Annotated in this window: 22 protein-coding genes and 7 tRNA genes; 17 read left to right on the top strand and 12 right to left on the bottom strand. The window is 34.4% G+C overall.

Translation table 11 applies throughout. From position 1 onward, the window contains the following. Positions 1 to 2: 2 nt before the first annotated feature. The 7 genes from IPZ78_RS15950 to IPZ78_RS15920 form a co-directional block, all read right to left on the bottom strand. Complete coding sequence (locus tag IPZ78_RS15950; RefSeq protein WP_225554982.1) at positions 3 to 3311, bottom strand: SusC/RagA family TonB-linked outer membrane protein; 3309 nt, start codon at positions 3309 to 3311, stop codon at positions 3 to 5. Positions 3312 to 3325: 14 nt separating this feature from the next. Next, complete coding sequence (locus IPZ78_RS15945) at positions 3326 to 4378, bottom strand: FecR family protein (protein ID WP_225554981.1); 1053 nt, start codon at positions 4376 to 4378, stop codon at positions 3326 to 3328. A 54-nt stretch (positions 4379 to 4432) separates the two neighbouring features. Continuing rightward, on the bottom strand, positions 4433 to 5005 hold the full coding sequence (locus IPZ78_RS15940) for an RNA polymerase sigma-70 factor (RefSeq protein WP_225554980.1): 573 nt from the start codon (positions 5003 to 5005) through the stop codon (positions 4433 to 4435). Positions 5006 to 5185: 180 nt separating this feature from the next. After that, positions 5186 to 6661 (bottom strand): cell envelope integrity protein CreD, encoded by a 1476-nt coding sequence (gene creD, locus IPZ78_RS15935; protein WP_225554979.1) that lies wholly within the window; start codon positions 6659 to 6661, stop codon positions 5186 to 5188. A 2-nt stretch (positions 6662 to 6663) separates the two neighbouring features. Further along, positions 6664 to 7140, bottom strand: coding sequence for a Coq4 family protein (locus IPZ78_RS15930; protein WP_225554978.1), 477 nt, complete (start codon positions 7138 to 7140; stop codon positions 6664 to 6666). Positions 7141 to 7192: 52 nt separating this feature from the next. Next, entirely contained in the window at positions 7193 to 7495 is a 303-nt protein-coding gene (locus tag IPZ78_RS15925) for a winged helix-turn-helix domain-containing protein (RefSeq protein ID WP_225554977.1), read from the bottom strand. Next, complete coding sequence (locus IPZ78_RS15920; protein WP_225554976.1) at positions 7492 to 8109, bottom strand: hypothetical protein; 618 nt, start codon at positions 8107 to 8109, stop codon at positions 7492 to 7494. The genes IPZ78_RS15925 and IPZ78_RS15920 overlap by 4 nt, the downstream gene beginning before the upstream one ends. A 197-nt stretch (positions 8110 to 8306) precedes the next feature. On the opposite strand from IPZ78_RS15920, the gene IPZ78_RS15915 reads away from it, so the two are divergent. The 3 genes from IPZ78_RS15915 to IPZ78_RS15905 all read left to right on the top strand — a co-directional run bounded on the left by IPZ78_RS15915 (position 8307) and on the right by IPZ78_RS15905 (position 10620). Then, positions 8307 to 8388: transfer RNA gene (locus tag IPZ78_RS15915), tRNA-Leu, on the top strand. Between the two features lie 70 nt (positions 8389 to 8458). Further along, positions 8459 to 9790 carry a trigger factor gene (locus tag IPZ78_RS15910; protein WP_225554975.1) on the top strand — a complete coding sequence of 444 codons (1332 nt, stop codon included), beginning with the start codon at positions 8459 to 8461 and terminating at the stop codon, positions 9788 to 9790. A gap of 275 nt (positions 9791 to 10065) precedes the next feature. Continuing rightward, positions 10066 to 10620, top strand: coding sequence for a GNAT family N-acetyltransferase (locus IPZ78_RS15905; RefSeq protein WP_225554974.1), 555 nt, complete (start codon positions 10066 to 10068; stop codon positions 10618 to 10620). Positions 10621 to 10627: 7 nt separating this feature from the next. Here IPZ78_RS15905 and IPZ78_RS15900 read toward each other — a convergent pair whose 3' ends face one another. From IPZ78_RS15900 to IPZ78_RS15880, 5 genes are all read right to left on the bottom strand, one after another. Further along, a complete protein-coding gene (locus tag IPZ78_RS15900) occupies positions 10628 to 11278 on the bottom strand; it encodes a hypothetical protein (protein WP_225554973.1) in 651 nt (216 codons plus the stop codon). A 74-nt stretch (positions 11279 to 11352) separates the two neighbouring features. Then, positions 11353 to 12828 carry a DUF3943 domain-containing protein gene (locus IPZ78_RS15895; protein WP_225554972.1) on the bottom strand — a complete coding sequence of 492 codons (1476 nt, stop codon included), beginning with the start codon at positions 12826 to 12828 and terminating at the stop codon, positions 11353 to 11355. Between the two features lie 157 nt (positions 12829 to 12985). Then, complete coding sequence (locus tag IPZ78_RS15890) at positions 12986 to 13696, bottom strand: pirin family protein (RefSeq protein ID WP_225554971.1); 711 nt, start codon at positions 13694 to 13696, stop codon at positions 12986 to 12988. A 79-nt stretch (positions 13697 to 13775) separates the two neighbouring features. Further along, a complete protein-coding gene (locus IPZ78_RS15885; RefSeq protein WP_225554970.1) occupies positions 13776 to 14315 on the bottom strand; it encodes a Crp/Fnr family transcriptional regulator in 540 nt (179 codons plus the stop codon). A 70-nt stretch (positions 14316 to 14385) separates the two neighbouring features. After that, positions 14386 to 16533 (bottom strand): prolyl oligopeptidase family serine peptidase, encoded by a 2148-nt coding sequence (locus tag IPZ78_RS15880; protein ID WP_225554969.1) that lies wholly within the window; start codon positions 16531 to 16533, stop codon positions 14386 to 14388. A gap of 93 nt (positions 16534 to 16626) precedes the next feature. Between IPZ78_RS15880 and IPZ78_RS15875 the strand changes: the two genes are divergently transcribed. The 14 genes from IPZ78_RS15875 (at position 16627) to IPZ78_RS15810 (ending at position 25151) form a co-directional block, all read left to right on the top strand. Beyond that, positions 16627 to 17373, top strand: coding sequence for a UDP-2,3-diacylglucosamine diphosphatase (locus tag IPZ78_RS15875; protein WP_225554968.1), 747 nt, complete (start codon positions 16627 to 16629; stop codon positions 17371 to 17373). Next, positions 17364 to 17927 carry a Crp/Fnr family transcriptional regulator gene (locus tag IPZ78_RS15870; protein WP_225554967.1) on the top strand — a complete coding sequence of 188 codons (564 nt, stop codon included), beginning with the start codon at positions 17364 to 17366 and terminating at the stop codon, positions 17925 to 17927. Before IPZ78_RS15875 ends, IPZ78_RS15870 begins: the two co-directional genes overlap by 10 nt. Positions 17928 to 18088: 161 nt before the next feature. Next, on the top strand, positions 18089 to 18244 hold the full coding sequence (locus IPZ78_RS15865; protein ID WP_225554966.1) for a hypothetical protein: 156 nt from the start codon (positions 18089 to 18091) through the stop codon (positions 18242 to 18244). A gap of 13 nt (positions 18245 to 18257) precedes the next feature. After that, positions 18258 to 20006: a fimbrillin family protein gene (locus tag IPZ78_RS15860; protein ID WP_225554965.1), complete on the top strand. Its 1749-nt coding sequence runs from the start codon at positions 18258 to 18260 to the stop codon at positions 20004 to 20006. A gap of 656 nt (positions 20007 to 20662) precedes the next feature. Continuing rightward, a complete protein-coding gene (locus IPZ78_RS15855) occupies positions 20663 to 20827 on the top strand; it encodes a hypothetical protein (protein WP_225554964.1) in 165 nt (54 codons plus the stop codon). Between the two features lie 3 nt (positions 20828 to 20830). Continuing rightward, complete coding sequence (locus tag IPZ78_RS15850; protein WP_225554963.1) at positions 20831 to 22825, top strand: fimbrillin family protein; 1995 nt, start codon at positions 20831 to 20833, stop codon at positions 22823 to 22825. A gap of 98 nt (positions 22826 to 22923) precedes the next feature. After that, entirely contained in the window at positions 22924 to 23253 is a 330-nt protein-coding gene (locus IPZ78_RS15845) for a DMT family transporter (protein ID WP_225554962.1), read from the top strand. A gap of 79 nt (positions 23254 to 23332) precedes the next feature. Further along, the gene (gene prfA, locus IPZ78_RS15840; RefSeq protein ID WP_225554961.1) at positions 23333 to 24406 is read left to right on the top strand and encodes a peptide chain release factor 1; all 1074 of its coding nucleotides are present in this window, start codon (positions 23333 to 23335) and stop codon (positions 24404 to 24406) included. 73 nt (positions 24407 to 24479) lie between these two features. Further along, positions 24480 to 24553: transfer RNA gene (locus IPZ78_RS15835), tRNA-Asp, on the top strand. A 54-nt stretch (positions 24554 to 24607) separates the two neighbouring features. Next, positions 24608 to 24684 (top strand) — tRNA-Asp (locus tag IPZ78_RS15830). A gap of 50 nt (positions 24685 to 24734) precedes the next feature. Then, a tRNA-Asp gene (locus tag IPZ78_RS15825) sits at positions 24735 to 24811 on the top strand. Between the two features lie 50 nt (positions 24812 to 24861). Beyond that, positions 24862 to 24935, top strand: a tRNA-Asp gene (locus IPZ78_RS15820). A gap of 34 nt (positions 24936 to 24969) precedes the next feature. After that, positions 24970 to 25043, top strand: a tRNA-Asp gene (locus IPZ78_RS15815). A gap of 34 nt (positions 25044 to 25077) precedes the next feature. Beyond that, positions 25078 to 25151: transfer RNA gene (locus tag IPZ78_RS15810), tRNA-Asp, on the top strand. The last annotated feature ends 18 nt before the right edge of the window (positions 25152 to 25169 follow it).

The raw sequence follows: 25169 nt of genomic DNA, 5'->3' as shown, positions 1-25169 counted from the left end.
GGTTAAAATTGTACACTAATTGAGAATGAATAATTAGCAATTCTAGATTGATCTGCTACCATGTCATAAGTCTGTGTAAGCACTTGATTATCCGAGATCACATTTAATCCCTGTAAGTTGTTCAAATTTCTTCCCGTTCCTTTTTTCTTACTATAAGGAGTCCACATACCAAGGTTACTTGCCATAAGGGTAAAATTCACATTCGACACATGCAATCTCTTCGCAAAATCCTGATTCAAACGATAACTTAAGCTTATATTTTCAAGCTCTATATTTGTTTTATCAAGCAAATATCGCGTAGAATTCAATGTAGATGAGTTAGTTATATTAGATAATCTAGGCACTGTAGCTAAATAACCAGGATAAGTCCAAGCATTTAGCATCTCAATAGATTGATTGCCATCTAAAATATTCAAACCATCAAGTCCTATTCTTCTTCCTAAATTATTGAAAGCCAATCCTCCTTTTGTATATTTCAAGAAAACTGATAATGCAAAATTCTGATAACGCACGTTATTGGTAATACCTCCATAGAAATCGGGGTTAGCATTTCCACCAATTACACGATTCGCAGAGCTGTGCACCTTCGTAACGTTACCATTCGCGTCTAACCACATTGGATCTCCTGTAGATGGATCAACACCAGCCCATCGCACCAAATAATAAGATCTTGAATTGTATCCCTCTCGCATAATGGTTGTAGTCGATACACGATCCAAACCTTCAGATAATTCAAGAACTTTGTTTCTATTAAGTGATAATATCACACGTGTATCCCAACTGAATTTTTCCTTTTCAATATTATTTGATCGAACAGCAAGCTCAAACCCTGTATTTTGAAGCTTTCCTACATTTTGGTATATACGTCTAAATCCACCTACCATCGATACATAGGAATTATCAATCATATCATTGGTGACATTTTTATAGTATTCAGCTGCAATGTTGACACGTTTGAATAAATCGAAGTCAACACCTGTATTTAGCATATTCGTATTTTCCCATTTCAAATTATCATTCATACCTCGTGACATCACTGCACCACCATTGCCACCGTATGAGTTGCCGTCTGAATAACCATATATTCCTTTAGCATAATTGGATGAGAATCTTGAATTACCGTTATTACCGTAAGAAATTTTAAATTTCAAAAAGTTCACTACATTATTTTCTGGCCAAAAACTTTCGTTACTTACCGTCCATGCTGCACCCAATGAACTAAACGTTCCCCAACGTACATCTTTACCGAAATTTGAATTTCCATCTTTACGGATCGTATAATTTATCGCATAACGTGTGTCATACACATATCCTGCTCTACCAAAATAAGATAACATTGTCTCTTTATCTCTAGAGGCAGTTCCACGTGTATTCAACGATGACACAAAAGATACTTCACGTATATTATCATTTGGAAAATTCCATCCTGTTGCTGAAACCGAGTTTCTATTCTCCGATCTCGCTTCCATACCCGCCATGATATCAAATTTTCCATTGAAAATAACTTTATCATAAGCCAAGGTATTAGAGGAAACAAGATTAATCACTTGATTTTGATTTTTATCAGCTATACCATTTGACGAAGCTCCTTTATAGTTATTCATCGATTCGTAGATATCCTCATTCACACTTGACAAATCATATCCATTATTCGTCACGAAATTCAAACCGTTAAGTATATTGAATTGCAAACCGACATTACCCGTAAACCACAATGCTTTTTGACTATGATCATTTTGATTTGCCAATCCTGGCATATTTTGGAGTAACCTGTTGTTCGGATCTCTTTCAATATACTCCCCATTCGGCCCTACTGGACTAACTAATGGTGAATATTCATAATACGCATCGCCAGGGTTGAAAATATCATTTAGATTATAGGATACGGTCATTCCTCCAAATACCCGTAGACGATTACTCACAGACATTTCTAAGTTTGAACGCAATGAATATCGCTTCGTGTTATTCCCTATTGTTGCTGATTTTTCATCATAAACATTACCAGAGAAATAATAGGAAACCATATCTGTAGACCCAGAAACACTTAAATTATGCAATTTTGTATTTCCATCACGGAAATAATAATCTGGCCAAAATGTATTGACAGATGTATCAATTTTACCTAGACTTTCCAGCATCCCCATTCTTTTGATGAGCGATAAATACTGAGGTCCATCGGGATATATAAATTGATTTGATGGTCTTTTGTTCAATCCTGCTCTAAAAGAGTAATTAACACGAGCATTACCTGTTCCCTTTCTAGTCTTGACAATTATTACACCATTAGATCCATTCGCACCATAAATTGTAGTAGCACTTGCATCTTTCAATACTGTAATAGACTCTATATCGTTAGGATCTAAATAAGAAAGCGGACTTACGCTCACCTCTGTACCTGCGATCATATTTGTAGTACCACCTGTATATAAAGGCACTCCATCTAAAATCCACAACGGTTCATTTGATGTCGCTCCACCGATGGTAGATGATTCTCCACGTACACGCGTACTAAAACGTGGGCGTGCTGAACTATTCGTTCCATCATCCTGTGATTGAAACTCAACACCCGGTACTAAACCTTCTAACAGTGCATCCAAGCGCAAAGTCGGTCTATTTTCAATATCTTTAGCGGTAATCGTAAAAGCACTTCCTGTTTGATTCTCTTTAGACTCTTTTCGTCCATAAGCCATCACCACAACCTCATCAATATGCTCGTTACTCAACACTAAAGTGATGTTACGATTTAAGGCTAAATCCGTAGCTTTTACTTCTTGTTTTTTATATCCGATTAAAGTAAATACAATCTCAGAACTCACAGGCGCTTCAATTTTATATTCACCTGCATTATTAGTCATCACTGACTTAGATGTTCCTTTGATCGTAACACTAACACCTGCAGCTGGCCTTTCAGTCACACCATCTTCATCCAAAAGCGTAACTTTTCCAAATAAGTTAACTGTTTGTTGTTTACTTTTTAATGTAACTGTTTTATTTACAATACTGTAATCAAAACCCAACTCTCTAGAAAGCTTAGTAAGGGAACTTTCTAAATTTGATTCATCCAAATTCAAACTAAAAATCTGTGAGGACACCAATTTAGAATCATAAATGAATGAATATCCACTTTGTTTCTCTAATTGTGCCAAAACAGTTCTTAGATTTTGATTTTTTACATTTAGCTGAATACGTTGAGCAAAAGTATTTGCAGAGGCAATAGTAATCATCCCCGCAGTCATCAACATTGTCATCTTTACAGACAACAAGTCAGATTTACTTTTGACCAAACGCTTTTTTAAACATTTGTTCTTCATATGAAAAGGTTAATTTATTTCGAAAATTTGATTAATAATTTATTGTTTTTCAACTCACACGTTCCTCCTGTAAGATTTTCAATCACCAGCAAAACATCTTTTAATTTCATTTCTGGTTCTAATTGTCCAGCAATTCTCTGATTAGGTATTTCTCCAATATATTCCAGTTGCAATCCATACCAATTAGTGAGCTGTGCTATTACGTCCTTTACAAGCACATCTTCAAATGAAAATCTCATTTCACGCCACATCGTTGTGTTTTTCAAATCTTTAGCCACTTTTGACAAGTTCTCCCCATCATTAGTTACTAATTCACTTGGTGATACCATTAATGAATAATCATCTTTGGTAAGCTGTATCTTACCTTCATATAATGCAGTAAGTGTCTCCGATTGATCAGCATAAGATTTAACATTGAACTTAGTTCCCAAAACTTCTATAGATTGGTCTTTAGTTCTAACAATAAATTTTTGATTGTTATTTTTTTTAACGTCGAAAAAAGCTTCACCATCTAGATATACAATTCGACTTCCCTTTAATCCAAAATCTTCTTTAAGCTGAATCTTAGTGTTACTATTCATAGCGACTTTTGAACCATCAGGTAAAATAACTTTTATAAATTCTCCCGCACCAGTTTTCAATACACGAACATTCAAATCATTCGAATGTGATGCCAATTCAACATATTTAGTAGAATCTAAGAACTCTTGTACGGTTGAAGAGATAAAGGCAGAATTCCCCTGTTCGTCTAATAAGCGAACTCCTGAAGAAAGATCTTTAGTATTTGATTTATAATTATACAACACTACGCCAGCTAGAATTGCTACAGCTGCTGCACCAGTAAGGTATATTCTTCTAATTTTAGAAGTTTTTGAGGTAAATATTTGAGTAGATATTTTTCTCCAAACTGTTTCTTTCAACAGGCTGGAATCCGAATCCTTATGTACTACACTTAAAGAATCATCAAAACTATTATACCAATCATCCAACTTTTTCTGATCAGTCGATGATGCCGTACCTTGATTAATTCGCTGAATTATTTCAGTAATTTCTTGTTCTGGTCGCATAAATTATGTTAGTCTCTATATACATAGTACTACAACACACACTTTACGCACGCTCTAAAATAAAAAAAATATAAAATTATGCGTGTTTCGTAGAATTTTTCGCAACACTTTTAACGCTTTGCCTATCTGATTTTCAACAGTACGAGGTGAAATATCCAATTTCTCAGCTATTTCTTTACTATTTAGCTGGTCTATTCTACTGTATTGAAATATCAATTTCGTTTGAGGAGGTAATTGATTAACACCATCCATTAATATGGCTTGTATCTCTTTATAATTTATCATTTCATTTAGGTCCACCCCATCCAGTCTATCAAAAAAACCAATATCCTGAGGATCAACTGTATCATATTTAGAAATACGATTGAGATATTTTATAATAGAAAATTTAGTAGCTTGATACAAATAAGCAGACATATTACTAACCCCCTGAAGGTCTTGATGTTGCCATAAAGAAATAAAAACATCTTGAATAATATCCTCAGATGCTTCTACATTTTGTAGCCTATTATTACATATCGCAAAAACCTTATCCCAATATCTATTATAGAGTTCCTCAAAAGCAGATTGATTTCTGTCTTTAGTGATAAGAACTTGGAGATCGTAGTCCGAATATGAACTATACATAAATGGAGATAGAAGAATATTACTTACAATAAAAACCCTAACCTTATGGAATATTAGTTATTTTCTTTGGCTAAGTTACTAAAAATCCAATTAAAAGTAAGTTAATAAACTATTTCCTCATCGAAATAAGCATGAAGATATACGTGATGTATATCTTCATGCCTTCAAATCCCATCTTCATCATTTGCGATCAAATTGTGACCAATTTACCTTTGTAGACACACGCATTAACACTGCTAGAATAATAAATATTCCAACGGTTCCCACAATGAGTGAATAGTCTCTCAATTGCATTAATACATAAATAAAAGTGTAAAACAGAACTAATATACCCGCAAAGAGGAATGCCGTATATCTGTTTTTTGTAATCATAAGTATAAAAAATGCTATAAGAAATATAGTAGCGAGCCCCGATACCAGGTAAGCTATATTAAACCCAAAATGCTCACTGAATGCTAATAATAAAGAATAAAACAACACCATAGCAGCACCAATTAGTATATATTGAATGAGGTGAATCCTTTGCTTCTTGATAATTTCTGTAAAAAACAATGAGGCAAATGTCAACGCAATCACTAAGATTCCGTATTTAGCGACACGTGTAGTTTTTTGATAGTTATTAACCTCAGGCAAGAAATTAACCTGAATCATATCCAAATCATTCGATACAGCATTCGACTGAGCAGCACTAGAAGCATTCACTTCCGAAACATAGTCTATTGTCTCTTCAGACAGGGCTAAATCCTGAAAGTCATAAACTTGAGATTGTCCGATCCATTGTTGTGGCAATTTGCGTGCAAAACTCGGAATATTCCATTCTGCAGTGAAACTGGAATCTTGCACATCACGTGAATCAGGCAAATAACCACCATTGAAACTAGGATTTCCCCACGCTCCTTTGATATTTAATTTTGTTTGATTAGCCAATGGCAAAAAATTCAAGGACTTAGAACCTTTTAGTTCATAACTAATCTGAAATGAAGAAACTACACCCTCTTCTCCTGTTAATTTCAAATCAGCCACCAAATTATTTGGAAAAAGTGTGAAGAGTTTACCATTCATTTTCATAGGTATTGTGTTACCTGCAAAATTTAATTGTGGAGTAATAGATACACCTTTTACATCTTGTACACCTACCACTAATTTGGCTTGAGACCAATTAATAGCATCTTTAGTAAGATTTAGGCTTTCTACATCTAATTTTGAAAAAGTGCCTCGTACATCTAAATTAGAAGTATACACCACAGATTGATAAATACCGCGCTTAAGGTATTCAGGGGTAACATCAATTTTTACCTCTGATTTTTCGGGCAAAATAAAAATCCAATCTTCTACGACAGAACGAACCACAGATTCCTTTCCTTTTGCATCTTTTTCTATTGTTTCTTCTGTGTATTTAAAAGGCACAGCGATGATGGGCGATGATACAACTTGAGATTGTCCCCATTTGGCTGAGATATCTGATGAAACTCTTACCTCGCGGAATTTTCGTTCTTGAATGAGATCATTTACTAAGTTTAATGGAATAAGCATTAAAATAGTAAGAAAGAAAATGACAGCCATTTTCAAAATAACTGAATTTACTATCCGATCATATAATGACGGTGGATTTTCATTCGGCTCCAATGTTGATAAATTTTGATTATTAGTTTCCATAATTATTTTGTTTGATATTTTAATTTTTGAGTTAAAAAAGCTTGAACTTCTAATAACGAATGAGATAAATAGTTTTTGAATTCAATATTATAGAAAGGGTAAAAAGACTTTCCCTTCTGATAGCTAAACAAATAATAACGTATGAACTCGGGATAAATAAGAGTTCCGATAAGAACCATAGCGTACATATATAAGCTCCGTTTTCCATTTCCCATCAATAGGTATTGCATAGCAACTTCGTCATGAATCTTCGTATCTGTACCTGTAATCACATGATACACATCATGATTTTCCAATTTTGGCATAATATCAAAGCCTTTAGCACGATAAAACTCACCTACAGCATAACCCAATGAATCATCAGGATAATTTAGAAAGTCATCAACACTTAAACCCCAAGCCTTCTTGGTTCGTTTGAATACTTTAGCATAAAGTGAAGATGACCCATTATATAGAAATAACATAAAACGTAGACGCATATTTAAAAAATTTAAAAGTACTTTGTATTTCAAAGTTTATGGATAAAAAAATTTATTTGTACTGTTGTTTGATTAAATTTTCTAACGCTAACAAGTGATTTTCAAAAGCTTTTTGACCTTTTGCGGTTTTTTGGTATTTAGTATTAGGCTTGCGGTCTACAAACGACTTTTCTACTGTGATATACCCCTCCTTTTCCAAACTTTTTAAGTTTGAAGCCAAATTTCCGTCCGTCACTTCCAAGAGCTCTTTCAACGAATTGAAATCATAATGTTCGTTTGCGACCAAAATACTCATGATCTGCAAACGCACACGATTTTCTAATACTTTGTCATATAGTGATAAATCTAAACTCACTTTTCGTAGCGTTGATGAACTATTAAACCATAGATGATGTGTAAAACGCCGAAACCTACTGCCCAAAAATAAAGGCCGTATCCGGGAAGACACAAAGCTAACAAACCTAATATAATATCCAATACCCCCAACCAACGCAATTCTTTAAAAGTAAAAGTCGATGCAGCACTCAAAGCTAAACCGTAAAATATCAGCATAGACGAGGCAATCATACTATAGTTTTCCTTCAATAATAATATTAATGAAAATACACCGCCCGTAATCAGTGGAATAGCCATTGCTTTGAATAACGCTTTACTCGTAGGATTCCAAACCGATTGACCTGACTTTTGTGCCTTTTGCCTAGCCATATAATAGCTCGTACCTACTGATATTAATAATACAGCTAAAGCCACGCAAAGCAATTTGGGAATGATAGCACTATTCACATAATTATCTCGATATCCAAATTCACTATTAAAGCCATATACTAACACATAACCTATACAAGCTCCGATTAGTGCATAACTACCTATTAAAACACCTGAAAGCCCACTTATAGACATGAACTTTGATGATTTTTCCATCAATGAACGTATCTGTCCTATCTGATTAATTAAGTCTTTTTGATTCATAAAAGTACTTTGATATCCAAAGTTATTATTAAAACTTCATATCCGCAAATATTTTTCAATTAATTGACAAAAATTAATAGTCTTGCTTTTAGTGATTTAGAATATAATGATGAAAATAAATAAAGTTTTTTCAAAGCAACCCTTGACAAATATGCAAAATGATTCTATCTTTGTGTCACAATAAAAAAATCCTAACTGCGGAAGTGGCGTAATTGGTAGCCGCACCAGACTTAGGATCTGGCGCCGCGAGGCGTGGGGGTTCGAGTCCCTTCTTCCGCACTTGATATCCTCCCGAACAAAATGAATCGGGAGGATTTTTTTTATAATGCGAAAATAACGCTTAAAAAGTATGAATATTTCACATCAGAAAATCGACGACATCAACGCTAAAATTACCGTTGATTTAGCACCAGAAGATTATAATCCGGCAGTTGACAAAGCGATTAAAGATCAAGCTAAAAAAGCAAAATTACCTGGATTCCGTCCTGGATTAGTACCTGTAGGTCACATCAGACGTACATACGGTAAATCAATCTTACTTGACGAAATCAATCGCGTAGTAAACGACAAAATTTCAGCATATATCACAGAACAAAAATTGGAAGTATTGGGACAACCTCTTCCAATAGAAGGCGATGATGCAAATTACAACTGGGATTACAAAGATACATTCAGTTTCAACTATGAAATTGGTTTAGCTCCAGAATTTGAAATTCCTTTCGCTGCTGAGTCAGAGTTCACTGAATTTGATATTAAAGCTGACGAAGCTACTTTAGCAGAGCGTATCAAAAACTTACGCCGTAGCTACGGTAAAATGACTAATCCTGAAGTATCTGAAGAAGGTGATGTATTATATGCTGACTTGAAACAAGATAAAGAAGAAGGTCTTGAAAAAGCAACTTCGGTACGTACTGACATCATTGAAGATGCGAAAATTAAAAAATCTTTAGCAGGTCTTAAGAAAGATGACGTAGTAAAAATCGACGTTAAAAAAGCATTCAAAGTTGCTGATTTAGCGCGCATTTTAGGTGTTACTGAAGAAGAAGCAGAAAACTTAGATGTTACAAACTTCGAATTGACTGTTAAAAACATCAACCGTCTAGAAGAATCTGATTTAAATCAAGAATTTTTCGACAAATTATTTGCTGCGGAAGAAGTTACGACTGAAGAGCAATTCAATGCTAAAGTGAAAGAAGAAGTTGAAAACTTATTCAAACAAAATTCAGCTCAAAAATTACGTAACGATATGTATACTTTCGGTATGGATAAAGTTGACGTAAGATTCCCTGAAGAATTCTTAAAAAGATGGTTGAAGGCTACAAACCCTAACTTATCTGCTGAAGAAATCGAAGAAGGTTTTGCAGATTTCGTAAATAACTTAAAATGGACTATCATCGAAAACCGTATCGTAACAGCTAATAACTTAGAAGTTAAATACGATGAGGTAGTTGATTTAGCAAAAGAGCGTATCTACGGTCAAATCAAGATGTACAACATCAATGAGGAACCTACAGATGAGCAATTAAGCCAATTTGCAATGCAAATGTTGTCTGATAGAGAACAAGCTAATCGCTTATTCGAAGAAGTAAAAGCTTTGAAAGTATTCGATCACTTGAAATCTACAGTTAAAATTAACTCAGAAGCTATCGATTACGATAAATTTCAAGAATTAGAAAAATAATATTTATATTGATTTTTTGAATGTAAAAGGTTAGCAAATATTTTTGCTAACCTTTTTTAGTTTTTAAACTAAATTCAAATCTTAAGCAATGCAACTAACATTGTTTTGCTCAGATTGTCGCCTTAAAAAATTTTGCTTTTGCACGAATGACTAGCCTTTTTGCAAAATTTTTCAGCGACGAGTTTTTGATTACTTTTTGCGGGAAAAAGTAATTGCCTGCCCGGCATGAGGGCATAAATAAATTGTTCTACCGAAGTATATTTACTATTAACATTATGCATATTCGTCCTGCTAGAAAATCAGAAGCTCTTCAAATTGCCGAATTGATAAATCTTGCAATGCTAGAAATTACCTATCAATTTATTGGAGAGGAAAATGTAGATAAAGCAAATGAATTCTTAGCGCATTTTATAGCACAAGAAAACAACCAATATTCCTATGAAAACATCTATATCGCCGAAGAAGATGGTCTTATTCTTGGACAAATATCGATGTATGATGGCGGTAAATTAAAAGAATTACGTCAACCGATATGGGATAAAATAAAAGTCGATCGTGGGATAGATTATTGGTCTGAGGATGAAACTCAAGCAGGAGAAATATATATTGATACATTTGCAGTGAGCCCACTAACTCAAGGAAAAGGAATTGGAAAACAGTTGCTTCAATACGCCATTGACGATATTGTTATGAAACAACATAAAGTTTTAGGCCTTTTGGTAGATAATGATAATCCAGATGCCAAAAGATTATATGAACGTATTGGTTTTAAAGTCGTGAATGAAGTTAATATTTTTGGTAAAAACATGGAGCATTTGCAATATGCATAATGCTTCATTACAATTTTAAATATAATCCTGTTTGTACAAATAAAGTGAATCTGACATCTCTATATTTATTATTGATAAGGTACAATTGAGGACCAATTTCGAAATTGAATCCAATCTTTTGCGTCCAATTTCTATTTAAACCATATTTAGGAACAATGGACAAAGTATGACTCCAATCACTATATTTTCTCTTAAAATTTTCTCCATCTGTTGATCCAATTAAAACAAAATCAGGAGTTCGTGTTTCTTTTTCGAATATCAATCCATTAACCCCATTTACCAACGAAACACCAAAATAGTCACCTGCATTGAATGATATGTCTCTACCTTTTTCCTTACGACTTAATAATGTAACGTAATATTTATACCCTATAGACAACGTGGGTGAAACATAAAATCGCTTAAAATGCACTAAATCTAAATCATCAAAATATGAAACACCATCAAATCCTGTTAATCCACCGATTCTAAATTCAAAACTAGATTTTGGTTTTATTCGATATTCGTAATTATATTCTAAAGCAGGCAGAAATGCTGATAATTTGATAGATGACATTGATTTTTCAAGTAAACTCTCCTCGTTGGAAATATCTTCTTGAGCAAATGATGATGACGAAAACAAGAAAGCAAATAAAATTAAATAGTAAAATTTAGACATAATAATTAGTTAATGAGACAAAATACTTTTATCGCATTAAAGTAAATTAAAACAAGTAGATTACAAAATTTAATTTAAAATTTAATATTATAACCTAAAGATATACGTCCAAAAGGATGATCGCGATAAAAATCCTTATATTTCGGATCATCAAAATTACCCTCTAAAGCAAAATAACCAGAAGCCACATTAATTGAAAAACGTTTAAACAGTCTTAAACTAGCTTCTATAGTTCCTGCATGCAGCAAATAATAAGAATCATTACCACTAATCGTGTGAAAATAGCCTCCATTATAATCACCTGTTATCATAAAGAGGTTGAGTAAACTCAGTTCTCCACGAAATCTATAGGAGACTCCTGAACCATAGTTGTAATTCCGACTGTTTCCATACAATAAATAGGGATCAGGCACCGCAGCCAATACAACCGCCCCTGCCCCTACACTCAAATTAAGTCTATTTTCATCTTTATAACGAAACTGTGAATTCCAGTTATAGACTAAACTTTGAGCCCCGTAGAAAAAGGCGTCATTATTGTAAAAATCATAATGTGCATTCAATGTACCAAAATGTTCTCCTCTTTTTGATTTAAAAAATTCAGCACCGCTCAACAACGCATGAACATTTACAGCGTTGATAAATGTGCTATCCCCATTTCCTACTTCAAAATTTACGTGAAACTCATCAAACGGTCTTTTATAATTGTGGTCGCCATTGCTGTAATGAAATCTTAGACGACTATACAATGAATTTTTACCCTTTTCCAAAAAATCACCTTCACGCGCATCAAATCTCCTGTACCCCATATCAAATTCAGCACTAATACGTGAAGAATCTACCGCATAGTAATTATCTATTTTCTTACCCCATTTTCCATCTAAAAGGCGATTTAAGCTATTCACAGGATTAACCAACAAAGCGACAATTTCATTACCAATTTTATTTTGTCCATTTCGACTCCGTGCTAAAATATTTCGGGACACACGATGCGTCATTTCACCTAAAATAACACCACCAAAGGTCGTATTGACCAAATCATTTATGGAAGGGTGTTGAGTTTCCCCTGCTGTTTCCCAGATATAACTACCTACCACAGCGGCTGTAGCTGATTGATAAAAATTATAGCCATTACTACGAAAAGCATTGAAATACAGGCTGCCATGGAAAGGATGATCAATTTGGTTTGTTGTGAATTGATTATCATCCCAATTCCAAGCACTGATACGTTGATGGTCAATAAAATTTTGAAATGAAATATAAGAATATGGATCTTTTGTTATAAAACGATTAAAAGTTGCAGGAAAAGCCTGCGCTAGAAACCATTCAGTTCCTGCACGACAAAAATGCTTTTTACGCGTGGGAATTAATTCTTGCTCAAGAGTATCTTTCTTTTTTAAATCTATTCGCTTCCAAGAGTCGCGTGGAAAGTTTTGGATGGAGGAATCACGAACAGTATTTGTAGAATCGTGATGAGTGACAATTTCATTATTCCCCCATAAAAAAGTAGGGAAGAAAACGAGAAAAAATAAAAATCTATAACGAATGAGCATATCACGCAAAATTATACCTTTTTTGAAGAATAGACTTTGCCCCCAAATAACTGGACATAATTATTACAAACAGAATAAAATCACTTAAGTTTTAAATAAAAATGAGCTTTGCAAAAATTAACAAAGCTCATTTTGAAATACCTTAAGTGTTAAAAAATTACACCATCGGAACTTCCATTATTAATACAGAAGCGTTTTGAGATGCCTTTAGATTTACAGAAGAAATATCCGTAATACCTATAGCGTCGCGACGGCTTAATGTCTCGTCTGCTACCTCCAACTGTCCTTCTAATAGAAAAATATACACACCAGTCCCCTCTCCTTTTAAGGTATATTCTACTTCTTTATCCACATCCAAATCAACCAAATGAAACCATGCGTCTTGATGAATCCAAGTACCTTCATCCTCAGGGTTAGGAGAAATCACTTGTTGTAATTTATTCTTGCGGTCTGCCGGATTGATTTGGATTTGGTCATAACGAGGTCTTACATTTTCCTTGTTAGGAAACAACCAAATTTGCAAGAATTTAACAGGATCTACCTCACTACCATTGAATTCACTATGCGCTACTCCTGTACCTGCGCTCATTACTTGGATTTCGTTGGGCTGAATCGTCCCCTCATTGCCCATACTGTCACTGTGCGCTAAAGTTCCTTCTAATGGAATAGAAATAATTTCCATATTACTGTGTGGGTGACGACCAAAACCATTTCCTCCAGCAACAAAATCATCATTCAACACACGTAATGCACCAAAATGCATACGCGAAGGGTTATTGTAACCTGCAAAACTAAACGTATGGTAACTTTTCAACCAACCGTGATCTGCATATCCTCTGCTATCTGCTTTATGAATTATTGTTCTCATTTCTTTCTCCTTTTATTTTTGATACTACAAAGATACCCGTTGCGCCACCAAAATTTCTTAACATAGATTAAGAATATGCCTAATTGCGTTCTGCCCGAAGCTTACTCAAAAACTCTGGCGTAATTCCAATATAAGAAGCAATAGATTTTTGTGGAATAGTATTTATCAAAGTTGGATATAGCGTACAAAATTTTTCATAGCGCATCTTTGCTGTCAAACTGAGGTAATTTATTGTACGTTGATTACTCGCTGCTAAAGCATTTTCAGTCAATATTCGAAAATATCTTTCCAATTTTGGTATTCTATCATATATTGAAACTTGACAAGATCTACTCAATAGCAAAATTTTACTATCCAAAAGCGCATCAATATTCAATTCACTAGGTTGATTTTTCACCAATGAATACATGTCCGAAATCCACCAATTTTCGGGTGCAAACTGCAAAATATGCTCGAAGCCATCTCGATCTACTGTATAGGAACGTAAACATCCTTCCACCACAAAAGCCGAATATGAAGCTACTTCACCAGCTTGATGCATAAACTTTTTACGTGGAACATCCTTCTCCTTCACCAACTCTCTTATAATATCCTCCTCCTCTTTTGTAAGGGGTACCATAAAATTTATATGCTGTATTAACTTCTCAACCATAAAAAAAGGACGACTATTTGTCGTCCTTACTAAAATACTATTTTATTTCATTATAGCCAATTCCCATATTCTGGAACATAAAAGCCCATTTATCGGCATGCTCTGCAATTTGCATGGCAGTTGATTTGCCAGCACCGTGTCCAGCATTGGTATCAATACGAATCAAAACTGGATTTGCACCTTTGTGGTATTCTTGAAGACGAGCCGCAAATTTGAATGAATGTGCAGGCACAACGCGATCATCATGATCTGCAGTCATCACCATAGTCGCAGGATATGAAGTATTTGGCTTCAATGCATGATATGGCGAATATTTATACAAATACTCAAACATTTCTTTGCTATCATCCGCCGTTCCATAATCAAATGCCCAACCTGCACCAGCAGTAAATTTGTGGTATCTCAACATATCAAGTACACCAACTGCTGGAAATGCTACTTTAAATAACTCTGGACGTTGCGTCATACTAGCTCCAACTAAAAGTCCACCATTAGAACCTCCTGAGATAGCTAATTTCTCCGATGAAGTATATTTCTCACTAATCAAATATTCTGCTGCTGCAATAAAATCATCAAATACATTTTGTTTTTTCAACTTTGTACCAGCTACATGCCAATTTTCGCCGTATTCACCACCACCACGTAAATTAGCAACAGCATACACACCACCTTGTTCTAGCAAAATTACATTTGCCAAACTAAAGGATGGTGTCAAACTAATATTGAAACCTCCGTATCCATATAAAAGTGTTGGATTTGTTCCATCCAATTTTACACCTTTCTTATGCGTAATAATCATCGGGACTTTAGTCCCATCTTTGGACATATAGAATATTTGCTTCGACTCATATTGCGAGGGATCAAACTTTGCCCCTGATTGCTTATACACTTCTGATTTACCAGTAGCAATATCATATTTATAAATTGTACTTGGGTGTATATATGAAGTGAAGGAATAATATAAATCCTGATCTTCTTTCTTGGCTCCAAATCCAGAGGCTGTACCCACTCCTGGTAATTCAATTTCACGCTCCAATTTACCCGAACGATCAAATTGTTTTACTAAGGAAGTTGCATCTTTCAGATATGAGGCAAAAATCTTACCACCACCCGTTGAAGGACTCAATACATTATCTGTTTCTGGAACTAAGTCTTTCCAATTCTCTTGTTTCGGATCTACAAAATCTGTGGTAACAATTCGTCCATTTGGCGCATTGAGCTCCGTATAGATAAATAATCTATCTCCTTCATTATCTAGGATATAATGATTCTTATCCATGTTGGACATAACACTTACAAATTTGGAGGCTGGATTATTTAAATCTCTCATCCATAATTCATTTCCTGAAGTTGTATTCGCTGCAGTCACCACCAAAAAACGTTCATCTTCCGTCAGGCTAGCACCAATATAACGGCGTTTAATATTTTCGCCTCCGAAAATTAATTCATCATCCTTTTGTGCAGTATTCAATTTATGAAAATACAATTTGTGTACATCTGTCATTGCAGACAACGCTGAAGCATCTTTAGGCCGGTCGTATGAACTATAGTAAAAACCTTCATTACCACGCCAAGCTAATCCCGAAAACTTCACATCTATTAGTGTATCACCAACGATAGATTTGTCATTTGCATTCAAAACCACAACTTTACGCCAATCCGAACCACCTTCAGATAATTGATAAGCTACTAAGGAGCCATCTTTACTGAAATTTATTCCAGCCAAAGACGTCGTTCCATCTGCAGAAAATTTGTTTGGGTCAAGAAAAACTTCTTCTGTTCCATTTTCACCTTTCTTGCGATACAATACAGCTTGGTTTTGTAAACCATCATTTTTGTACCAATAGATATAATCCCCCTCTGTATAAGGTGCAGAGAACTTTTCAAAATTCCACAATTGTTCTAAACGAGATTTAATAGCATTACGAAATGGAATCTGAGATAGGTAGTTCTGTGTCACTTCATTCTCGGCTGTAACCCAAGCTTTGGTTTTATCCGACAAATCATCTTCCAACCACCGGTATGGATCTTCAACTTCAATACCGAAATATGTATCCTTTTGGTCAATTTTATCGGTTTGAGGGTACGGTTTAAGCGTAATATCTTTCACTGCTTCAATTTTGTTTTTCGATTGACAACCTGCTACAGCTATCACCATCATGATTAAACTTAAATTTTTTACCATAATCAATCATCTGTTTTAACAAAACTACTAATTATTCTTACTTTGTGCGAAGGGGTTTGTTTACAACAAGGTATTTCGGTAATTTTACCACGTATGCAGACAAAAAACAAGATATATTTTGCTTCAGACTTTCATTTGGGTGCTTACCCTTTAGAGCAATCCGTAGAACGTGAAAAAACAATCGTCCAATGGTTAGATTCTATAAAAACAGATGCAACCGAATTGTATCTTGTCGGCGATATATTTGATTTTTGGTTTGAATACACTACAGTAGTCCCCAAAGGCTACATTCGCTTTTTGGGTAAGCTTGCAGAATTATCTGATTTGGGAATTAAAATTACCTTTTTCAAAGGTAATCACGATATGTGGATGTTTAGTTATTTGAAAAATGAATTAAACGCTCGAATTATTGATAACGAACTCGAGTTAAACCTGAATGGAAAATCATTTTATATTCACCACGGCGATGGATTAGGTCCTGGCGATGCTAAATATAAATTTTTAAAGAAAATTTTCAGAAGTTCGTTTTGTCAATGGCTTTTTGCAAGGTTACATCCAAATCTAGGTATTGGAATAGCTACACGTTGGTCTAAACACAGCCGAATATCGAGTAATGCACCCGAAACTTTCTTGGGCGAGGATAATGAATGGTTAATTCAATACAGTAAAGAAATATTGACGACAAATCATTACGATTATATGATCTATGGGCATCGTCATGTGCCTTACGATTTAATCATTAATAATAATACCCAAATTGTCAATCTAGGCGAATGGATTAATCATCGTACTTATGCTGTTTGGGATGGTGAAAAATTATCTCTTGAAAAATGGAGATAAGAAAAGGTTTATTATCCATTGCTTCTTTATCCGAATGTGAACTTAATAAAATAATTGAGCTAGCAGAAAAAGTTGTATTAACTAAGGCAGATATAGTTATAGAGCAACAACAGATTAATAAATATATTTATTTTTTAGAAAATGGAATATGTCGTATTTTTTACCCTAAAGAAGAAAAAGAAGTAGTTCTCGACTTCTGTTTTCCTGGCGACATTATTTTACCGTTAAACAGTTATGTACACGCAAGACCCACCTACGAAATAGTAGATACATTAGAGAATTGTACAATTTATCGTATCCCTATTTTCAAACTACAAGAATTATATAGCAGTTCTCTCGAAATTGCTAATTGGGGCCGTAAACTTGCTGAATTAGAGACTCTAAAAATAGAAGAAAGATTAATACAAAGTCTTTTCAAATCAGCAACAGAGAGGTATGGTGATTTATTACGCAAGGATCCTAAACTCTTACAGCGTATCAAATTGGGCCATATTGCATCATATTTAGGTGTATCACAAGTAACACTTTCGCGTATCCGCGCAGAAATAAAGTAGCAAAACCAAACTTTGGTTAGTTAAAAAAAATTACATAAAATAATATTATGTAATTTAAAAGAAAAATTGTAGCTATATCATTACAAGAAAAAGTTTCAACCAACGAATATACTACAAGTTGATTTATTAACTTATAATTTCGCATAAGTTATAAATCACCAATGAAAAGATACACATCACCGATTATTCAATTATTTATTTTACAAATGGAAGAATCAATTGCGAGCGCATCTGCTCTAACTTCACCTAGTTCTTCAAATGTGAACACAGAATGGGAAACTGGTCAAGATGTTTCAAACTCTTTCAGTTGGGAATAAACATATTACTACTATGAATACTTTTTTTCTATTTTCAAAAAGAAACTTTCATGTTACTTTGAGCATTCTTTTTTTCATTCAACTTTCTTGTGAAAAAAGCAAATTTGATGTGATAGAAAGCGGTCCAGCAAATTTAAGTGTACAACTTGTAGATATTCTGACTGATCAAGAGGACTATACTATAGATAAAAATGCTTCTACTAAAATTAATTCCATGCAACCTCGTATAGTAGAGGTTCCAATTAACAATAACCTGTCTGCGTATGTATCTCTAGAGGAAGATAAAAACAATGCCAGCAATGTAATTTTAAAAACATCGAATAAAATAGCTGCTAAAGAAGTAAAACCTATAACACCAGGTGTGAAATATGGCATTTTAGTGTATGAAGGTGATAATTTAATTGCAAATGGTCATAAGGTCATTACCGCAGGACAAGAAGCTGCAGCTGGAGCTTTTGCTTTAGATGGGGGCAAAACATACACTTTTATTGGGTATTCAAGAAATTCTTCACAAACGATACCTACGGTTACCAACATGAGCAAACTCAGTACAGCTACTATTGATAATGAAAGTGAAGATTTACTATATTTTAGACATGTACAAAAAGTAGTTACTGGAGCTAATAATCTTAAAGTAACTTTAAGACACAAATTCACGTTAGTCACTACTGAAATAAAAGTAGGGGCTACTTACGCTGGAAAAATTCAAGAAATTCAAAATGGAATTTTCGCCCAAACAAAATCAAGTGCAAGTATAAAACTTTCAGACAGTACAATTACATATCCATCAAATAATGTAAATTCAACTATACAGTTTTCTACTATTGCTGCAGGAGGAGCTTCATCAATAATTTCTACCCCAAATTTACTAATTGCACCTAATGCAACTAATGTCGTAACCTATAGTTTTCCAAGTATAAAAATTAACAATGTAATTGGAAAAATACCAGTAACATCGTTCAATATGCAAGCGGGCAAAAAATACAATTTAATAATCACATTAGATGTACCTTGCTCCGTTTCTTCATTTCTAATTTCTAATAGGACTGATTATTTAGATTCAACTAATATTTCATACAACAGAATTAATTCGTCACAAGAACTAAAAATTAATTTAGCGACCGTAGATAATAATTTTAATATCTTCTATAATGATAAACCTCTCTTTGAAGCAAGATTTCAAACCGTAACTTTGACAAGATCTTGGGTGCTTGCATGGGGTGCTTGGTCAGAAGTTGCAAATACTTCTGCATGGTCAGCTTGGGCTGCACATGATGCTGATTTCGAACCTAATGGCTCGACTAATATACAAACAATGAAATTTACGGATAATACTTACTGGGGAGCAAACGGTATTCCACGTGTATACCAGCTGTCTGGAGACAGCATAAATCCAGTGATTAGAGTTACAATTGCAGCAGATGGCACGGTATCATTAACTGGAAAAAAAACCAATTCATCAACAAGCCAAATCGCCCTTAACCATTTGTCAACAATAGCTTTATTCCCAATAACTAATAACCCAAATGACGCTATATATAATGCGAATCCATCAACTTATACTTGGGCTGGTACTGTTGAAACAAAAACTATGGTCCGTAAAACCATGGAGTTTAGAATGAATAATTTCACCAAAAACTCAAATGGAAAAGATAAAATAAGATTCAAGCAATCAACGCAACACATGATGCCTCAGGCAGGTGAAAGTATCACAGAATTAAGTGGATATTTCAAGCCGACCTTAAAAGTAAATTGTCAATAATATTTCATTACATTCACCGTATTTCGATTTCAAAATTACAAGAGCTATACAACTCTTACCTATTCATTGCAAATGAAGGTAGAAAACTTGCTGAATTAGAGACTCTAAAAATTGAAGAAAGGCTGATGCAAAGTCTTTTCAAATCTGCCGATGAAAGATATGCTGACTTATTAAAAAAGCTCTCAAGCTTTTATATCATATAAAATTTAGATATACAACTAGTTATCTACAAGATACTCTATCAAGAATAAGAGCTAAGATCTAATTCTTAACAAATTATTAACTTAAAGTTTGATTCTTTTCAAGATTATTCAAATTAAATTATCTTTTAAAATTATTACATCTAACCAATAGCTACAAGGCAAAGCCTTTGCTATAAATTATCTAAAAGCATATCACGGAAGAAAACCAAAAACTAAACATATTCCCAAACAATATTTCCTTATACTTCTAGTAAATAATCATTAACCTAAAATCTACTTTTAAGAGACTTGTAGATATACAGCTACAAAGGGCTCGAAACCCTCCATAATAAGCTTTTAGGACATTTTAAATGACAATTTAAAATATACTTTTGTTTCATAATACTATGAAAACAGGGTAATCAAACTAAAGAGATTATTATCCTATACTACATCTTAGATTGAATTTATGCTATGAAAATGAAATTTTACAAATCTCCTAAAATTGAGCTTTTTGTTATTGAAATAGAAGAAACTATAGCTAATGGTTCTGCCCTAACAAAACCGATGTCATCGAGTGATGTAAACACTGAATGGGAAACCGGTCAAAACGTAGAAAACACTTTTACTTGGGAATAAAAAATGAAAACTTTTAATTATTTTTCACCTAAAACGCTAGTTCTAATAATTTTATTTAGTAATGCAGTATTATCATCTTGTAAGAAAGAATCAAATACAGAATTAAGTAAAGGTCCAGCAACACTCTCTGTAGTGCTAGTTGGTATTGATACAGATTCTGAAGATTTAGCACTAGAAAAATCCTCCAACACAAAAACTGCGACTTCAGCACCTGAAGTACTTGAAATTCCAATAAATAAAAATTTATCGGCTTATGTGACATTGGATGAAGAAAAAAATGATATCAGCCAAAAAAAACATAATTCTTTAAACAAAATTGGAGCTTCTGAGATTACTCAAATTACCGCAGGTGTTCAATATGGTATTTTGGTTTATGAAGGAGATGATCTGATTCCCAATGGACAAAGGATTTTCACAGCTGGGCAAGAAGCGACTGCACTGCCTTTTACCTTAGATGGTGGTAAAACATATACTTTTATAGGTTATTCACGAAATTCAACCACAAGTATCCCTACCGTATCAAATAGTAGTAAATTAAGTACTGCTCAAATTAATGATGAAACTGGAGATTTGTTATTTGTTAAAAAACAACAAGAAGTTAGCACAGGAAATAACAACCTTAGTATTACCCTCAAGCACCAATTTACACGTGTCACAACACAACTAAAGGTAGGAACCACCTTTGAGGGAGTAATTCAACAAGTGCAAAGTGGTACATTTGCTAAATCTCGTGAAAAAGCTTCATTGAAGCTTTTCAATGGTATGATTACCTATTCAGCTACAGAACAGACTTCTACAATCAGTTTCCCAACAATTGCTGCTGCAGGAGTCACATCTATCCAATCAAGCTCCAACTTATTAATAGCCGATGATTCAAATAATGTAGTAACATATACATTTCCAAGTATCAAAGTCAATGATATAATAGGTACCATACCTGCAACATCATTTAGTATGCAAGCAGGTAAAAAATACAACCTCATCATCACATTAGATGTACCTTGTGTATTAAATAATCCAACAATAAGTTTCGAAACAAAAAATGGTATTCCATATTCAACAAATGTTTCCTCAAATCATTCTATTAAAGTAAATTTCAGAAAACTAGATAATAGTTTTAATATAATATTTGGTAATACTCCATTATTTGAAGCGAGATATAAAACTCGTAGTAGAACATTAGACAGAGGTTCAAACAGGTCACGTCGAGGACAAACAATTACACGAAAAAGAATGCAAACCAGGCAAGGAAATCAAAATTCGAATGCCAATTCGAACAGTTGGTGGAATGGTAGTGGCACAAATACATCTGAATGGTCAGTATATAAATATCAAGAACCAACCTGGGAATTGACAACCTCATTTAACGCAATGTCAGGGTGGTCTACTTGGACAAGAGACGATATAAATTTTGAAAATTTACCCTCTGATTATGATATAATAAGAAATAGCAAATTTAAAAACTCAACTGATTATTGGGGAATTAACAATATAAGTCAAATTTACTCCCTAGAGGCCACGATTCAACAAACTCCAATATTAAGCGTTGTAATAGACAATAGCGGTATAAAACTTTATTCCCGTAAAACTAATATTGATAATACACTTTATGAAATTGAATTAATTAACAGCCCTAGTATCCCAACAAACAACAGTAAGTACTCCAACAACAATTACCCATCAAACTTTTACAGAAGTGTATATAGCTATCCTGACGGGATTGATGATTCAAACTCAAACACATCATATTCTTATGAAGATGTGATATATAATAGTTCTACTAGAACTTGGACTAGAACACAGACAGAAACTACAACAAGGAATATAAACCCTGAGACTGTCAGAGAAACTATTATAGTTGAAGCTGAATTTCGACAAAACCAAGTACAATTAAATAGTATCACATCAATTGCTATCGAACAATATATTCTTTCAGAAACAAATAGTTTAGGTCAGATTTCAACAACAAGAAAAGTAAACTGCAGAACAAATCAATAAATATCAAGCTACTCCAATTCAAATAAGTAACTTTTTTTATCATTTGTAAAAAATAATCCTTTATAAAATTTTAACCTTTGTATCAAAATCGAAAAATCATGAATTGGATATTATTAATTTTAGGTGGACTATTTGAAGTCGGGTTTACGACCTGTTTGGGTAAAGCCAAAGAAGCTTCAGGAAGCACCATGTATGGCTGGTATTTAGGATTTGTAGTATGTTTGTTAGTTAGTATGGGATTATTAATTAAAGCAACACAGACCTTACCATTGGGTACAGCTTATGCCGTATGGACAGGTATTGGTGCGGTAGGAACGGTATTGATGGGCATATTTTTCTTTAAAGAGCCTGCTGACTTTTGGCGTATATTTTTCATTTTTACGCTAATCGCCTCTATAGTTGGTCTAAAAGCTGTTTCAAGTCATTAATAAATCCTACCGTTTTCACATAAATTTTCAGTAATTTTGCCTTTCCAAAAGGCAAATAAGCTGGAAGGATTTTAGAATTATGTTAGAAAAATTACAAGCTATTAAAGAAAGATGGGAAGAAGTGGAAGCTGAATTAAGCAAGCCAGATACCATCTCTGATATGAAACGTTTTGCAAAATTGAACAAGGAATACAAAGACCTTGGCAAAATCGTTGAACAATACCATATTTATAAAAACATCGTTAGCAATATGGATGCTAACAAAGATATTCTTGTGAATGAAAAAGATCAAGAATTGAGAGAAATGGCAAAGGAAGAGCAAGATATGCTTTATGCCCAAAGAGAGGAAAAGGAAGAAGAAATACGTCTAATGCTAATTCCTAAAGATCCCGAAGATGCTAAAAATGCTATTATCGAGATCCGTGGCGGTACTGGAGGTGATGAGGCTGCTATTTTCGCAGGTGACCTATACCGTATGTATACACGTTATTTTGAGAAAAAAGGATGGCGTAACGAAGTAATGGACGTTACTGAAGGTACTTCTGGAGGATACAAAGAGGTTATCCTAAAAGTAATCGGTGAAGACGTATATGGTCAATTAAAATATGAATCTGGCGTACACCGCGTGCAACGTGTACCAGACACAGAGACACAAGGTCGTGTACACACATCAGCTGCATCTGTAGCTGTATTACCAGAAGCAGAAGAAGTAGACGTAGAATTGAATCCTGGAGATATCGAATTACAAACTTCACGTTCTGGTGGTGCTGGTGGTCAGAACGTAAATAAAGTAGAAACGAAGGTTCAATTGACACACAAACCATCAGGTATTGTTGTGGTTTGTCAAGTAGAACGTTCTCAATTAGCGAACCGTGAATTGGCAATGGAAATGCTTCGTAATAAACTTTACGAAATCGAATTGAATAAAAAGAATGGTGATATTGCTGCTAAACGTAAGACTTTAGTGTCATCTGGAGACCGTTCAGCTAAAGTTCGTACCTATAATTACCCTCAAGGTCGCGTAACTGAACACAGAATTGGATTGACGATGTACAATCTAACAGCAATTATGGATGGTGATATTCAGGACATTATCGACGCATTGCAGTTTGCCGAGAATGCAGAGAAGATGAAAGATGGTGCTGTAGACTAATTTTTTTGCAAAAAAAGTTTGTTTTTACGCAAAACAGCCCTATATTTGCACACCTTCTCAGATGAAGGATTGAGGTCTGGTAGTTCAGCTGGTTAGAATACATGCCTGTCACGCATGGGGTCGCGGGTTCGAGTCCCGTCCAGACCGCAAAGAGAAAGAAAACGTTCTTTCATCGTTCTGAAAAATATTGAAAATAATTTTGGTCTGGTAGTTCAGCTGGTTAGAATACATGCCTGTCACGCACGGATGTCGTTATTGTGGTCCCGTCCAGACCGCCAAATTATTTCACATTTTTCAATCGTTCTTTAAAACATTAAAAAAGATTTTAGGTCTGGTAGTTCAGCTGGTTAGAATACATGCCTGTCACGCATGGGGTCGCGGGTTCGAGTCCCGTCCAGACCGCCAAATTATTTCACATTTTTCAATCGTTCTTTAAAACATTAAAAAAGATTTTAGGTCTGGTAGTTCAGCTGGTTAGAATACATGCCTGTCACGCATGGGGTCGCGGGTTCGAGTCCCGTCCAGACCGCTAAAATTCTTTTTAAATACAACAACAAATCTTAGGTCTGGTAGTTCAGCTGGTTAGAATACATGCCTGTCACGCATGGGGTCGCGGGTTCGAGTCCCGTCCAGACCGCTAAAATTCTTTTTAAATACAACAACAAATCTTAGGTCTGGTAGTTCAGCTGGTTAGAATACATGCCTGTCACGCATGGGGTCGCGGGTTCGAGTCCCGTCCAGACCGCTTAAGAAACAAAGAGGC

Source organism: Sphingobacterium bovistauri (assembly GCF_020295405.1).
Lineage (GTDB): Bacteria > Bacteroidota > Bacteroidia > Sphingobacteriales > Sphingobacteriaceae > Sphingobacterium > Sphingobacterium bovistauri.
This window is presented reverse-complemented; position numbering and strand designations above follow the sequence as displayed.